This window comes from Synechococcus sp. R60.1, from assembly GCF_047461835.1.
In the GTDB taxonomy this organism is placed as follows: domain Bacteria; phylum Cyanobacteriota; class Cyanobacteriia; order Thermostichales; family Thermostichaceae; genus Thermostichus.
In genome coordinates, this window is sequence record NZ_JANSIA010000069.1 from 1 (window position 1) to 13,078 (window position 13,078).

14 protein-coding genes and 1 pseudogene are annotated in these 13,078 nt (G+C 57.9%); 3 read left to right on the forward strand and 12 right to left on the reverse strand.

The features are described from left to right. Positions 1–155: 155 nt before the first annotated feature. The 4 genes from NW834_RS10060 to psbE form a co-directional block, all read right to left on the reverse strand. Positions 156–275, reverse strand: a complete 120-nt coding sequence (locus NW834_RS10060) for a photosystem II reaction center protein J (RefSeq protein ID WP_011433112.1) — start codon at positions 273–275, stop codon at positions 156–158. A gap of 141 nt (positions 276–416) precedes the next feature. Further along, positions 417–542, reverse strand: a complete 126-nt coding sequence (locus NW834_RS10065) for a photosystem II reaction center protein L (RefSeq protein ID WP_011433111.1) — start codon at positions 540–542, stop codon at positions 417–419. A gap of 5 nt (positions 543–547) precedes the next feature. Next, entirely contained in the window at positions 548–679 is a 132-nt protein-coding gene (psbF, locus tag NW834_RS10070) for a cytochrome b559 subunit beta (protein ID WP_011433110.1), read from the reverse strand. Positions 680–755: 76 nt separating this feature from the next. Next, the gene (gene psbE / locus NW834_RS10075) at positions 756–1,001 is read right to left on the reverse strand and encodes a cytochrome b559 subunit alpha (protein ID WP_011433109.1); all 246 of its coding nucleotides are present in this window, start codon (positions 999–1,001) and stop codon (positions 756–758) included. A gap of 309 nt (positions 1,002–1,310) precedes the next feature. Between psbE and NW834_RS10080 the strand changes: the two genes are divergently transcribed. Continuing rightward, positions 1,311–2,996: an S-layer homology domain-containing protein gene (locus NW834_RS10080; protein WP_414408682.1), complete on the forward strand. Its 1,686-nt coding sequence runs from the start codon at positions 1,311–1,313 to the stop codon at positions 2,994–2,996. An 18-nt stretch (positions 2,997–3,014) separates the two neighbouring features. Here the strand turns inward: NW834_RS10080 and NW834_RS10085 are convergent, their stop codons facing one another. Further along, entirely contained in the window at positions 3,015–4,742 is a 1,728-nt protein-coding gene (locus NW834_RS10085; protein ID WP_414419633.1) for an HD domain-containing protein, read from the reverse strand. Positions 4,743–4,949: 207 nt separating this feature from the next. Between NW834_RS10085 and thrS the strand changes: the two genes are divergently transcribed. Beyond that, positions 4,950–6,761 (forward strand): threonine--tRNA ligase, encoded by a 1,812-nt coding sequence (gene thrS / locus NW834_RS10090; RefSeq protein ID WP_414426296.1) that lies wholly within the window; start codon positions 4,950–4,952, stop codon positions 6,759–6,761. A 113-nt stretch (positions 6,762–6,874) separates the two neighbouring features. Continuing rightward, positions 6,875–7,198, forward strand: coding sequence for a sugar ABC transporter ATP-binding protein (locus tag NW834_RS10095; protein WP_414351037.1), 324 nt, complete (start codon positions 6,875–6,877; stop codon positions 7,196–7,198). On the opposite strand, the gene malQ is transcribed toward NW834_RS10095, so the two are convergent. From malQ to NW834_RS10130, 7 genes and pseudogenes are all read right to left on the reverse strand, one after another. After that, a complete protein-coding gene (gene malQ, locus NW834_RS10100) occupies positions 7,195–8,796 on the reverse strand; it encodes a 4-alpha-glucanotransferase (RefSeq protein ID WP_414419635.1) in 1,602 nt (533 codons plus the stop codon). The two genes, NW834_RS10095 and malQ, sit on opposite strands and share 4 nt — an antisense overlap. A gap of 160 nt (positions 8,797–8,956) precedes the next feature. After that, a complete protein-coding gene (locus tag NW834_RS10105) occupies positions 8,957–9,829 on the reverse strand; it encodes a polysaccharide deacetylase family protein (RefSeq protein WP_414419636.1) in 873 nt (290 codons plus the stop codon). Between the two features lie 40 nt (positions 9,830–9,869). Then, positions 9,870–10,487 (reverse strand): orotate phosphoribosyltransferase, encoded by a 618-nt coding sequence (gene pyrE / locus NW834_RS10110; RefSeq protein ID WP_414419637.1) that lies wholly within the window; start codon positions 10,485–10,487, stop codon positions 9,870–9,872. Between the two features lie 209 nt (positions 10,488–10,696). Then, positions 10,697–11,242, reverse strand: coding sequence for a GTP-binding protein (locus NW834_RS10115; RefSeq protein ID WP_414419638.1), 546 nt, complete (start codon positions 11,240–11,242; stop codon positions 10,697–10,699). 232 nt (positions 11,243–11,474) lie between these two features. Beyond that, on the reverse strand, positions 11,475–12,026 hold the full coding sequence (locus NW834_RS10120; RefSeq protein WP_011433099.1) for a protoglobin domain-containing protein: 552 nt from the start codon (positions 12,024–12,026) through the stop codon (positions 11,475–11,477). 54 nt (positions 12,027–12,080) lie between these two features. Next, on the reverse strand, positions 12,081–12,449 hold the full coding sequence (locus NW834_RS10125) for a roadblock/LC7 domain-containing protein (RefSeq protein ID WP_011433098.1): 369 nt from the start codon (positions 12,447–12,449) through the stop codon (positions 12,081–12,083). Positions 12,450–12,529: 80 nt separating this feature from the next. Further along, positions 12,530–13,078: pseudogene (locus tag NW834_RS10130) on the reverse strand (hypothetical protein); the annotation flags it as partial.

Consider the following 13,078-nt stretch of genomic DNA (forward strand, 5'->3'; position numbering starts at 1 on the left):
GTTCTATTGTGACTTCCGCATTCCTCCCGGCACTGACCCTACGGGTACAGTGCGGGGCTCCTGCGATTTCTAGCTGAATTCGGCTAGGTCGTAAAAACCATGGGACCCTTTACCCCTACCTATTGGGGGCTACTACCAGACCGAAAACCTCAAACCTACAGACTAGAGCCTAGGCCCACATAGGAGCCATAGAAAAAGAGCCCAACTACCGTGATCACACCCAAACCGGCAACCACAGCCACTATCCACAAAGGGATCCTTGCTTGACTGGTCATAGCAACTGGTCTCCAAAAAAGACAGAACTAGCAGCAATTACATTCTCAGTAAACTTAGCAAAGGGGAGCAAGGGCTAGCCAAAAGCCAGCATTGTCCCCTGCGCTCTTTCCCAACTCCAAGAGCAGAGTGTGATCCTGGCCTCAGTTGAGAAAATAGCTGGAGAACAACAGCCCAACCACAAACACCAGCAGCAAACCCAGGTAAAGGGAAGTGCGGTTTAGCTCGACAGGTTGGGAGTTGGGATTCCTTTCGGGTTGATCAGCCATTGGGTTCACCGTTGAATAAACTGCATTGCAGCAATAGCTCCCAAGAAGAAAACCGTTGGGATCGCCAAGGTATGTACCGCCAGCCAACGGACGGTAAAAACAGGGTAAAAAACGGGTTCATCAGATTTAGTGGCCATAGATATCACCCTACGCAAAAAGCTCAATCAACTTACAAATTGCAACAACGAATAGTCCACTTACCCACGGGCACTCCTAGCGAGTCAGCCTCTCCAGCTCCTCCAGAGCATTGAAGCGATCGCTAACGATCGGCAACTCCTGGCGCTCTGCCGTGAAATACTCATTGGGGCGCGGGGTGCCAAAAATATCATAGGCCAGGCCAGTGCTCACAAAAAGCCAGCCTGCCAAAAACAAAGCGGGAATGGTCAGGGCGTGAATAACCCAGTAGCGGACACTGGTAATGATATCGACAAAAGGTCGCTCTCCGGTGCTGCCAGCCATGAAACTCCTCCCTAGGGTAGGGGCAAAAGTGCTTTCTGAACTTTCTGAGTCTATAACACAATGATAAGGATTTGGATGCACAACTACAAGTTACGAGACCCTTGCTTAGGCCCTTTGCTGTCAAGCCGGATCCCGTCTTGCATAGGTAAAATCTCCTAAGGGATCCCTGCGGCGAACCTTCTTACCCGAGTTTTCAGAATCTCACTGCCAAAGGGCGCAATCCCAAGGGGCATCGAGGGCTTGAGGATGGGGCGGAAGTTTGAGATAAGCTGGCCCTGAGGGGATGTTGTTGGAACAGGAGTGACAGCTATGCGGTGCTCGTGGCCCCTAGCTCTGAGCTTGTGTTGGACGCTGGGCTGGTCGGGTGTCAGCTTGCCGGCTTGGTCCCAAGGGGTGGAGCAGCAAGCCTCGCTGGCCTGGACCGACCCCTACGTGGCGGCTCTGGAACGTCAGACAGATGTGGTGATCACCCAAGAACCCCTGTCAGCCACCCTGACCCGTCTGGAATTGGCCCAGTGGCTGACGGAGTTTTTCGGCTACATTCCCAATCCCAACCAGGTGCAGGAGATTCGCGACCTGGAGCCCAACACCCCCGACTATTGGACTGCCCAAGCCGTGCTACAGGCGGGGGCCATGCGCCTATACGAGGGCAACGAGTTTCGCCCGCAAGGGGATATCACCCACCTGGAAGCCCTGGCCATTTTGGTGCGGGCTCTGCAATTGCCTGCTCCCACCCAGGCCGACATTGAGCGCTGGATGGCTCTGTACACCGATGCGGCTGATGTGCCGGAGGTAGGGCGGGCTTTTGTGGCCATGGCAGGTGAGGCGGGGCTGCTGGTGAATGTGCCGGATCCAGCTCGTCTTCAGCCCAATCGCGTGCTGAGGCGAGCAGAAGGGGCGGTGTTGTTGCATCAGGCCCTGGTGTATCGCGGTCAGCTTCCGCCCTTGCCACCCCCTGTGGCCCAGTTGCGTCCCTCCCCAGCCCGGGTGGCCGAGACTGTCCAACCCGAAATCTTCCAAACGCGGATCACTCCCGAGGGAGGAAGTGTTCCTGCAGGGGGAACCTTGACCATTGAAGCGCAGGCCACTCCCAACGGCAGGGCTACGGTTGATATCGGCGGCGTGGTTCAGGGTCTGCCGATGCAAGAGGTGCAGCCCGGCTACTACCGCGCAGTTTATAGCCTTGGTCCTCAGGATGCCGTCTTTGGCCCCGACATCAGTATTCAGTTGACCCTCAATGGCGTCAGTACCCGCGTTCAACGGCGGCTACCTCAACTGGCCTTGGGCAATGTTGCTCCTCCGCCAGTGGAATCAGTATTTCCGCCCCCGGCTCCTCTGCCGCAGCCAGCCCCTCTGACTGCAGCCAGCAATCGCTATCCGCGCATTGAGGCCATTCGCTTGGATCCCCAGCGCGACTTGGTGGAAGGGGACATTCTCACCATTGCCATTTGGGGGGAATCTGGAGGGATCGCCCAGTTTGATCTGGGGAATCTGGCCCTGAACCAGCCGATGCGGGAGGTACGACCCAACCACTACGAAGGCACCTACGTGGTAGCCCCCACCCACCAGGCCAACAATCCCACCTTGAGGATTGTGCTCACCAAGGACGGCCTCAGCCAGGAACATCGGGAGATTTTTCCTTTTTCCATCGATGGCTCCAGAGGAACCCGCTCCACCATTCAGCCGGTTTCCGCACCCGTCGCCACGGGACTGCCCCAGATTTTCAGTGTCACCACCAACAGCACCAATCTGCGCATGGGAGAAATTCTCAAAGTCACCATGCGAGGGGATCCGGGGGGGCGGGCTGCTTTTCGGATTGTTGGGGTAACGCCGGAAGTCGAAATGCGGGAGGTGGCGCCGGGCCTATACGAAACCCAGCAGCAGTTGCCCTTCAACATGCAGCCGGTCAACAACGGCATCATCGAGGTGATTTTGCAAAGAGGGGGCCAAAAGACCACCCAAACCAGCCCCTCGCCCATTACCATCGCCCCTTAGCTAGGATCCCCGAGAAGGCTAAACTGCTGCCTCAAAGGGATCGGCGCTGCGCTGGATCTGGGTAGAGAGCTTGGGGATTACCTGCAGGTTGAACTGTTGCTCGAAGACTTTTTTCTTCTCGTTTAAGCTCCACAACTCTAGGGCACAGTCGTCCTTGGGATGCCTGGGATCCAAAATCAACTCCATGCGGCGGGGGCCTTCTCCCAGGAGCTGAAAACGGCAGTGCAGGGCTTGAATGGCCTGCAGGCGGCGGCGATCCAAAGCACAGGCTATGCGCAGCAGGGGGCTCAGTTCCAGCACCACTTGGCGATCCCGCTCGTCGCTGAGGCGCTGGAAGTTCTCGTGCTTCTTCTTGGGGGGCGACTTGCGGTGGTAGCGGGCCAAGTTGGCGATCACCTCCACCTCTTCTTCGTTGAAGCCCAAGAGTTCTCCATGGCGGATCAGGTAGTAGGAGTGCTTGTGGTGGGCGGCATGGCTGATGAAGTGGCCGCAGTTGTGCAGCATGGCCGCCGCCCAGAGAAGAGCCCGCTCCCGGGATCCCCAGCCATGCAGGATGCCGCGGGTTTGATCGAAAAGGCTGAGGGCAAACTCGGCCACCCGCTCGGCATAGGGGATCTCCACCTGGTATTTTTCCGCCAACTTGAGGACGCTGCGCCGCCGCACCGAGCTGTGGTAGCGCAGCCGATCCTCAATCAGCCCTTGGCCGATCATCCAGTCCACGATCAGCCCTTCCCGCAGAGCCCGTTCGCAAAACTGGATCCGCTCCACCCCCAGCAGGGTCATCACTTCTTCCAAGATGACCGCCCCGGCTAGGATGATCTCCCCCCGCCTTTCCCCCAGGCCGGGCAGCTTTTGCCGTTCGGCCACCGTGAGGGAGCGCAGCTCTTTGATGTAGCCGCGCAGGGCTTCCAGGCTGAACTCATACCCCTGCAGGCGATGGGGGAGAGCGCCCAACCGACGGCGGGCATCCAACTGGGCCAGGCACTCGACGGTGCCAGAGGTGCCCACCAAAGGCAGGGATCCCTGTTGTTGTGAAGAGGCAAGGATCCGCTTCATCTGCTCGATGGGGGATTCCAGCATGCCGCGGATGTGCTGGCGCAGGGCTTGCAGTTCGGCAGAAGTGGGCGGGTCGTGGTGCAAAAAAGCCTGGGTCAGACGCACTGCCCCTACCTTGACGCTGCGCAGAAACTCCGGCTCTTGGCCATTGCCCAAAATCAGCTCGGTGGAGCCGCCACCAATATCCACCACCGCGTGCAGCCGGTTGTGGAACTCCATCGCCGAGAGCACCCCCAGGTAGATGCGGCGGGCCTCTTCCTGCCCCGAGATTAACTCCACCCGCAGGCCCAGCTCCCGTTCAATCCGCTTCAAAAACTCCAGCCCATTGGGGGCCTCGCGCACAGCACTGGTAGCCACGGCAACAATATCCTGCACCTGAAAGCTCTCAGCAATGCGGCAAAACCGCTCCAGAGCCGTCCGGGCCCGCTCCATAGCTGCAGGCGTGAGGGCGCCCGTCTGGCTGCAAAACTCCCCCAGCCGCACGGTGGCTTTTTCGCGGGAGATGATGGTGAAGCTAGGGATACGGGGATTGATGCGCACCACCACCATGTGGAGAGAGTTGCTGCCCACATCGATGGCGGCCAGAACGGGGGCAGCCCAAGATTCAGGACGAGAAGCCGGGCCGGTTTCGGAAACTGGGGGAGCAGAGGCGACAGGGCATTCCGTGAAGTTGGTGGGCGAAGAGATCATGGCTCGGGTAAGGGGGTCAACCCCTTTAGGATACTGTGTACTTTCCCCCCTTGTTCCGGGCCGAGTCGTGAGGTGAGGTTCGCGGTTGACTCGGCAAACAGGGGAATTGATTAGCTGGGGATCCCTGCCGTTCTCGCCCCAGCCTAAGATAGGGACACGGATATCCATTTCTTCACTGTTCTTTCTTTGTTGTCGAAGCAGGTTCCGATGTCTCAGCCAGCCGAATCACCTCAGAAGGCCAACAGCACCCTCAAACTGCTGCGCACTCACGAGTCTCCCAAACTGGAGCGCATCCGCCACACCACTTCCCATGTCCTGGCTATGGCGGTGCAAAAGCTGTTTCCCAAGGCCCAGGTGACCATCGGCCCCACAACCGACTACGGCTTCTACTACGATTTTGACCATCCCGAGCCCTTCACGCCGGAAGATCTGGATCGCATCAAAAAAGAGATGCAGGCAATCATCAAAAAGGGCCTGCCGGTGATCCGCGAGGAGGTGAGCCGTGAAGAGGCCAGGCGCCGCATCGAAGCCCTCGGAGAACCCTACAAGCTGGAGATCTTAGACAGCATTCCCGAAGGAGAGGTCATCAGCATTTATCACTTGGGGGATGAATGGTGGGATCTCTGTGCCGGTCCCCACGTGGAAAACACCCAAGAGCTCAACCCCAAAGCTTTCGATCTGCTCAGCGTGGCCGGCGCCTATTGGCGGGGGGACGAGACCAAGCCGCAGCTCCAACGCATCTACGGTACCGCCTGGGAAACTCCAGAGGAGCTGAAGGAATACAAGCGGCGGCTGGAGGAGGCCAAACGGCGGGATCACCGCAAGCTGGGCAAAGAACTGGGTCTCTTCCTGTTTTCCGATGAAGTGGGTCCGGGCTTGCCCCTTTGGACTCCGAAAGGAACTACCCTACGCTGGGTGCTGGAGGATTTTCTCAAGCAGGAGCAGCTCAAGCGGGGCTACCTGCCGGTGGTTACCCCTCATATTGCCCGTGTGGACTTGTTCAAGATCTCCGGCCACTGGCAAAAGTACCGGGAAGATATGTTCCCCATGATGGCGGAGAATGAGCAGGATCGCGCAGCCGAACAGGGCTTTGTCATGAAGCCGATGAACTGTCCTTTTCACATCCAAATCTACAAATCCGAGCTGCGATCCTACCGCGATTTGCCCCTACGATATGCCGAATTCGGCACCGTCTATCGCTACGAGCAATCGGGGGAATTGGGAGGTCTGACGCGAGTGCGTGGCTTTACGGTGGACGATGCCCATTTGTTTGTCCGGCCCGATCAGCTGGAGGAGGAGTTTCTTAAGGTTGTCGATCTCATTTTGGTGGTCTTCGACAAGCTTAAACTCAAAGATTTTCGCGCCCGCCTCAGCTTCCGCGATCCCAAGTCGGACAAATATCTGGGATCCCCTGAGGACTGGGACAGGGCCGAGAATGCCATCCGTCGCGCTGTAGAGAAGTTGTCGATGCCCCATTTTGAAGGGATCGGAGAGGCAGCCTTCTATGGGCCAAAGCTGGATTTTATTTTCCGCGACGCGCTGGATCGGGAGTGGCAACTGGGCACGGTGCAGGTGGACTACCAAAACCCACAGCGCTTTGATCTGCAATACGTAGCTGAGGATGGATCCCGGCAGCGTCCGGTGATGATCCACCGCGCTCCCTTTGGCTCGCTGGAGCGGCTGATTGGGATCCTCATCGAAGAATACGCTGGGGATTTTCCCTTCTGGCTGGCCCCGGAACAGGTGCGCATTTTGCCCGTTTCCGATCAGTATCTGGGCTACGCCACCCAGGTGCGGGATCAGCTGCGAGAGCAGGGGATCCGCGTCCACATCGATGCCGACAGCGATCGTTTGCCGAAGAAAATCCGCAATGCCGAGAAGGCCCGGATCCCTTTCATGCTGATCGTGGGGGAACAGGAACAGGCGGCAGGAACGGTGAGCGTGCGCCAGCGCCATGGACAGGAGCTGGGATCCCTGACGGTGGCAGACTTCCTGGATCAGGTGCAGGCGCTCAACTAGCCGGTTGCGGCAATGGAGGGCAGTGGAGTTTTCAGAACTTGAGGATCCCAGATGCCGGGGAGCTCAAGAAAGGGCCTGAATGTCCCTTTCTAAAGAAAAGCCAGCCGACGGCCGTGTTGACGGCCCGCCGCTATTCTGGCGGCAATGCCCAGAAGATCGTTGTGGGGCGGGAGCTTTCCTGTGGATCCAAGGTGCTGGTGGCTGCCCAACCGACGCGGGGGGTGGATGTGGGGGCCATCGAGGCCATTCATCGGCGCATCCTGCAGGCACGGGATCAGGGCATGGGGGTGCTGCTGGTATCGGCGGATTTGAATGAGGTGATCAGCTTGTCGGATCGCATTTTGGTGATCCATGAGGGCCGCCTGGTAGGAGAACTCAGGCCTGAAGAGGCCACCGAAGAGCGGATCGGGCTGCTGATGGGCGGGATCCAGCATTAGACGAGGCCGGGGGCAGCTTGAGAAGATCCTGCCGCCCGTTCTTGGGCTAGGGCTGCTCGCCGTTGCTCCAACTCTTGAGGAGAGATGCGCCCATAGGTCACGCTCATCTCGGCCAGCCGCTGGATCATGTCCTGCCGCAGCATCTCTTCGCGGTAGCGCCAGGCCCAGTTGTTCTCGGTGGTGCCGGGGAAGTTCATGCGCGCCTCTGCCCCCAGCCCCATCACATCCTGCAGGGGAATGATGGCCAGGTCGGCTACGGAAGAAAGGGCCAAGCGGATCAGATCCCAATGGATGCCCTCGGATCCCTGGCAGCCCAAATAGCGCAGCAGGTTTTGTTTTTCCCACTCCGAGCGATCCGGGTCATTAAACCAGCCCACCACCGTATTGTTGTCGTGGGTGCCGGTGTAAACGACAAAGTTACGCTCGTAGGCATGGGGCAAATAGGGGTTATCGGGCCCAGAGCCGAAGGCAAAGAGCAACACCTTCATGCCGGGCAAGCCAAATTGATCCCGCAGTTGCAACACCTCGGGCGTGATGTCTCCCAGATCTTCGGCAATCACCGGGATTTCCCCCAACTTGTCGGCCAGGGTCTGAAAGAAATCTGCTCCCGGCCCTTTTTGCCACTCCCCTTCCACAGCCGTTTCTGCATCGCCCGGAATGGCCCAGTAGCTCTCGAAGCCGCGAAAGTGGTCGATGCGCACACAGTCCACCTGCTTGAGGATGGCCTGGATGCGCCGGATCCACCAGTCGTAGCCGCGAGCCTTAAGCACCTCCCAGTTGTAGAGGGGGTTACCCCAGCGTTGCCCAGTAGGGCTGAAATAGTCGGGCGGCACACCGGCTACCTGCAAGGGCTGTCCCCGTTCATCCAGGTGAAACAGCTCCCGGTTGGCCCACACGTCGGCACTGTTGGGGGCAACGTAGATGGGCACATCCCCAATGAGCCGCACTTGATGCCGATGAGCATACTCCCTTAGGGATCCCCACTGCTGGGCGAACAGATACTGCCAAAACATCTGCTCGGTAATGGCATCGGCATAGCGATCGCGAGCCTCTTGCAGGGCCGGCGGATCCCGTCGCACCAAGGCCGGATCCCATTGGTTCCACTCTTGCTCGCCGTACACATCCTTGAGGGCCATGAACAGGGCATAGTCCGGCAGCCAGTCGGCCTCGGCAGCGCAATAGGCTTGGAAAGCTTCCCAATCGGGGCCGGAAGCTTTTTCTTTGAAGGTAGCCCAGGCGCGGTGCAACAGGCCCAGCTTGAAGGGGATCACGGTTTCGTAGTCCACCCGCTCGGCGGATCCGGCTTGGATCGTTGGCCATTGGGGCAGGTCCTGCCAACTGTCGGGCTCTAGCCAGCCGGCTTTTACCAACAGCTCCGGGCTGATGAGCAGCGGGTTGCCGGCTATGGAGGAAAAGCTCATGTAGGGGGAGTTGCCCCAGCCGGTAGGTCCCAGAGGCAGCACCTGCCAGAGGCGCTGGCCGCTCTCCACCAGAAAATCCACAAACCGGTAAGCAGCCGGCCCCAGGTCGCCGATGCCAAATGGCCCCGGTAACGAGGTGGGGTGCAGGAGGATCCCACTGAGTCTGCCCATGCGCATGGCCAAGCCCTTTTGCTGAAGGTGGCTTCACCGCCTATGCTGTCACTTCCAGAGCCACGATGAACAGCTCCAGACAAGACAAAACAAAATTAGAACAAAGTTAAAAAATGAGCAGGATCCAAGGCCAAGACGAGCCATCCTCTCCGGTCAGGGGATCCCGTCAGGCCACCTCGGGGGCAGGGCAGGCTTGGGCGTACCAGTTGTAGAGGCCATCACCGGTGGTGAGCCAAGTATGAGGGCGAGATTGGATGTGCTGCAAGGCTTTTTTCAGGGATCCCATCCGCAGAGGCTGCCCGACAATAAAGGGGTGCAGGCCGATGGCCATAACGCGGGGGGAGCGTTCCCCATCTTGCCACAGTTGATCAAACTGGTCGATGAGGGCTTGGGCAAAGGCTTCTGCCGGCAGGCGGGCGCTCAGACAAAGGCTGATGTCGTTGGCCTCCAGGGTGTAGGGGATCCCCAAAAGGGGGCCGGCGGCGGTCTGCAGCCAATAGGGTTGGTCGTCGTTTACCCAGTCGGTGGTGTAGCGGATCCCGGCAGCCTTGAGCAGGTCAAAGGTGTTCTCGCTAACGGAAAATCCCGGTGTCAGCCAGCCCCAGGGTCGGGATCCGGAAACCTTCTCCAAAAGGGACAAACTGCGCTCAATGAGCTCCTGTTCGACGTCACGGGCCAGGCCGCTGTGGCCGGTGGAGTTGTTCCAGCCGTGGGCCAGCACCGACCAGCCGTATTGGCGGATCCCTTCAATGATGGGGGGGTAAAGCTGCACCATTTCTGCATTCAAGGCGGCAGTCACCGGGATCCCCAGCTCGGCAAACAGCTCAAACAAGCGCCAAATGCCCACCCGATTGCCGTAGTCCCGCCAGCCATAGTTGGCGATCTCAGGGGAGCTGGTGAGATGGGGTTGAATGGCCGTGCCCAGCTTGCCAAAGGTGAAGTGCTCGATGTTCATCACCACGTACACAGCCACCCGCGCCCGATGCGGTAGGCTCGGCAGATTTCGGCTGGGCAGAGCTGAGTAGGCAGGGGGCAGCATGTCCGCTCTCCAAAGCTTTGATGCTCACCAAGGGGGCAGGCTAGTCCTTTGATTTTCCTGAGGTCAAGGCCCGATGGCAAGCCTGCACTTCTGGAAGGGTGAATAGGCGACGAAAGGCGATCCCTGCTTCGCGGCAGCGATCTTCTGCCCCTTCCAGCCGATCCACCAAAGCCAGGATCCCTTCCGCCCGGTAGCCGGCTGCCCGCACCCGTTCGACAGCCTTCAAAGCAGAACTGCCGGTGGTCACCACATCTTCCAGGATCCACACCCGACTGCCTGCCGGCAACTCCGGCCCCTCGATCCAGGCTTGCGTGCCGTGCCCCTTGGGCTCTTTGCGCACGATCAAGGCGGGTAGATTGGCGGGTTCAGCATGCAGAGAGGCCAAACTCACCGCCGTCACCAAGGGATCCGCTCCCAGCGTCATTCCGGCCACTGCTTCGGTTTCGGGAGGCAACAGCCGGTGTAGCAGGGATCCCACCCAATAAGCCCCCTGGGGGTGAAGGGTGACCGGCTTGCAGTTGATGTAGTGGGGGCTCTTCTGTCCAGAAGTGAGGGTAAAGGAGCCTTCTCGGTAAGCCAGTTGGGCCAGGAGATATAGCAGTTTCTCCCGCGCTTCCTCTGGGGAAAGGGTCAGGGGAGAGCAATCGAGAAGCAACACAGCAGGGATCCCCTTGGTTCAATAGCTGATGGGAAAGAGCACTCAGGACATTTTATTATCCGGCCAATCTCCACGAAGTCCCACCTTACCCTTCGCAGCGTTTTCCGGCTGCACGAGGGGGATCCCTGTCCCACAAAAGATACGCCTGTGTTGGCTGGGGTCGATGTTGCTAAAAAAAGCTGTAGCCTGCTGGATACCTGAAAATCTGTTCAAACAACCACCTGGGGCATCATTTGCTCAACCAACAGAAGCAACGTGTTGGCAACAGAAGATGGCTCTTGAGCATTCAAAGTGGTGTGAGGAACTGAACCGTCCTGATTCCCCAAAATTAACAAAATGTCTTCTGGATCCCAGGCATTGGGTTGATCGACGTGAGTGATCCCAATCACGCAGGGGGCACTTGTTCTCACCTTCATAAAAGATTGAATAGCTTGGGCGTTGCGAAATTGGCCCGGCAAGTGCGCAGGCACCAGAAGAACATAGCCGTGGGCACGCTTAATCAAAATATCCCACATAAAGTTAAAGCGAGACTGGCCGGGAGTACCGTAGAGATGCAGCCACATCTCTTCTTCCTCCTCTCCAATTCTCAAGCGGCCGAAGTCCATGCTTACCGTCGTGGTTTTCTTCAGCTCTGCCACCTCGTCCGTTGCTTTGCAATCGGTGTCTACTACCTCAATCTCGCTAATCGTGCGAATAAAGGTAGACTTTCCAGCTCCCACCGGCCCTGTTACAACAATTCGCAAGATATTTCCCATAAACTGGCCTCAGACTAAGCTCTAGCGACAAAGCTGAATAAAACTCGGGGGAGTGCACCCATGTGCCGCACGGGAGGTAAAGCTATCTCCAGGTTGCTTCTAAGATAATCTAAAAAAGATACCAACGCCAGCTCTGCTCCAGAGGGATCCCAGAAACTCAAGCACCTCAGCCCAAGAAGGTAGAGAAATTAAGCAAGTAGAGTAAGCAAGAGCCCACTCTAACTCAAACAACTCAAATTAAACTGTTGGCACCATTGGCAATTAACCGTTTGAATAAAGCCTCGCTCATGCCTGTTTCCTGTTGCACGGCGTTATAGGCCACCTCAAGGTAAGCTTGCTCAATAAAAGAGAGGTCAATCATGCAAACCTTGCTCAAGCTGGTGCGCAACTGCTCAGGCTTGCCTTCTTTCACCAACCGCCGACTGACCTCCTGCACAACTGTGGCCATAGCAGGCACAACATGTTGAGGGCCGATCCCAACGCGCACATGAACTATGCCAATCTTCCAGCGCCGCTCAGCGTATTGTGGCCCCCAGTTATCCATGCCCGTGAACATTTCCTTGAACCAGTCGGCAAAGGTTTGGCCCAGCCGCTGCCGGTTGTGCTTGGCTATCACTGCCGCCATTTCGGCATCGCGATCCAGATAGCCGTAAAAGGCGTCTGACATTTCCGCCGCGATACTGCCGCCCCAGTCAGCACTTTGCTGCAAAACTTTCTTGTCATCATCTGTGAATTGCGTGCGTGAGATCAGGACTTGGAGCAGCTCAGAAGGTTTAATGGCCATACTTCCCTCAACGTCAGGACAGAATCAAAAACTTAGCCTCCACATTTGATTTTCTTACTTCATTGCCTCTGCAATGCTTGCCGCGACTCGCTTAATTTCCAAAAAGAGCAAGCCTTGCTTGACTTCATGGCTGGCAATTGTCAGCAAGACGGCATCGGGGCCACAACTGGTTAAAACCCCGTATCCTTTTTCCCCCTGTACAAAAACTCTCTCTATGGCTCCGCGCCCTAGCTCTCTCCCAATCCGTTCGCCCAAAGAAAGCATGGCAGCCGACATAGCAGAGGTTCTCTCTTCATCCATACCCACAGGCAGTGTGGAAGCCAAAGGTAACCCGTCAGGGGTGACCACTGCTGCTCCCTGGACTTCTGGCGTATTGGCAACATAGCTCTGGAGGATCGCCTGCAAAGAGGACAGATTAGCCATCCTACATCTCCCTGCTGATTCCCTATTTCTAATGTTTCTACCCGAAAACCGAAAACATGACTGCAAATATCCCTATGCTTTTATTTTTCGCGCATGCCCTTGAGGAGGGTGGCCAATCGACTGACCAGAGAAGGCTTGACCGGGCCGCTCTCATCCTGAAAACCGGGCACCCTTGCCCCCAGCCTCTCCCTCACCGGCTCGGGATTCACCTCCTCAGCAATCGACTTGGACAGCTCCCAGTGACCAGACCGAGCCAGAACCGTTGGCCCCTCACAGGGACTGATCAACCCCAGCTTGGCCAGACGGGCACAGGCATAGCGCACCTCCAGCAGGTCTGCCCCCAGTGCTCGAGCCAAAGCCGTCAGCTTGCGAGAAGGCGACACCTGCTCCAGGATCCCCCACTCCAGCGCAGAAAGCTTGAACAGAGGCAGTTCGGTGCTGGTACGCCAAAAGCAGCTATCAGGCTCTGGCAGGTCTTTTTCGGGGCGCTGGTCTAGCTTGAGCTGCTGCAGGGCTTCCAGGACAGCAGCGGTGGCGCCTTTGCTCAGGCCGGTCATTTCTCGGTAGGGCATGGGCACGTTGGGCAGGAAGCTGAACTGGCCGGATTCGAGGGCGAAGAGGCTGTAGAG

Excerpts from the sequence above, each read along its gene's own strand:
- NW834_RS10060 (WP_011433112.1), bottom strand. The coding sequence starts at position 275 with ATGACCAGTCAAGCAAGGATCCCTTTGTGGATAGTGGCTGTGGTTGCC.
- NW834_RS10065 (WP_011433111.1), bottom strand. The coding sequence starts at position 542 with ATGGCTGATCAACCCGAAAGGAATCCCAACTCCCAACCTGTCGAGCTA.
- psbF (WP_011433110.1), bottom strand. The coding sequence starts at position 679 with ATGGCCACTAAATCTGATGAACCCGTTTTTTACCCTGTTTTTACCGTC.
- psbE (WP_011433109.1), bottom strand. The coding sequence starts at position 1,001 with ATGGCTGGCAGCACCGGAGAGCGACCTTTTGTCGATATCATTACCAGT.
- NW834_RS10080 (WP_414408682.1), top strand. The coding sequence starts at position 1,311 with ATGCGGTGCTCGTGGCCCCTAGCTCTGAGCTTGTGTTGGACGCTGGGC.
- NW834_RS10085 (WP_414419633.1), bottom strand. The coding sequence starts at position 4,742 with ATGATCTCTTCGCCCACCAACTTCACGGAATGCCCTGTCGCCTCTGCT.
- thrS (WP_414426296.1), top strand. The coding sequence starts at position 4,950 with ATGTCTCAGCCAGCCGAATCACCTCAGAAGGCCAACAGCACCCTCAAA.
- malQ (WP_414419635.1), bottom strand. The coding sequence starts at position 8,796 with ATGCGCATGGGCAGACTCAGTGGGATCCTCCTGCACCCCACCTCGTTA.
- NW834_RS10105 (WP_414419636.1), bottom strand. The coding sequence starts at position 9,829 with ATGCTGCCCCCTGCCTACTCAGCTCTGCCCAGCCGAAATCTGCCGAGC.
- NW834_RS10115 (WP_414419638.1), bottom strand. The coding sequence starts at position 11,242 with ATGGGAAATATCTTGCGAATTGTTGTAACAGGGCCGGTGGGAGCTGGA.
- NW834_RS10120 (WP_011433099.1), bottom strand. The coding sequence starts at position 12,026 with ATGGCCATTAAACCTTCTGAGCTGCTCCAAGTCCTGATCTCACGCACG.
- NW834_RS10125 (WP_011433098.1), bottom strand. The coding sequence starts at position 12,449 with ATGGCTAATCTGTCCTCTTTGCAGGCGATCCTCCAGAGCTATGTTGCC.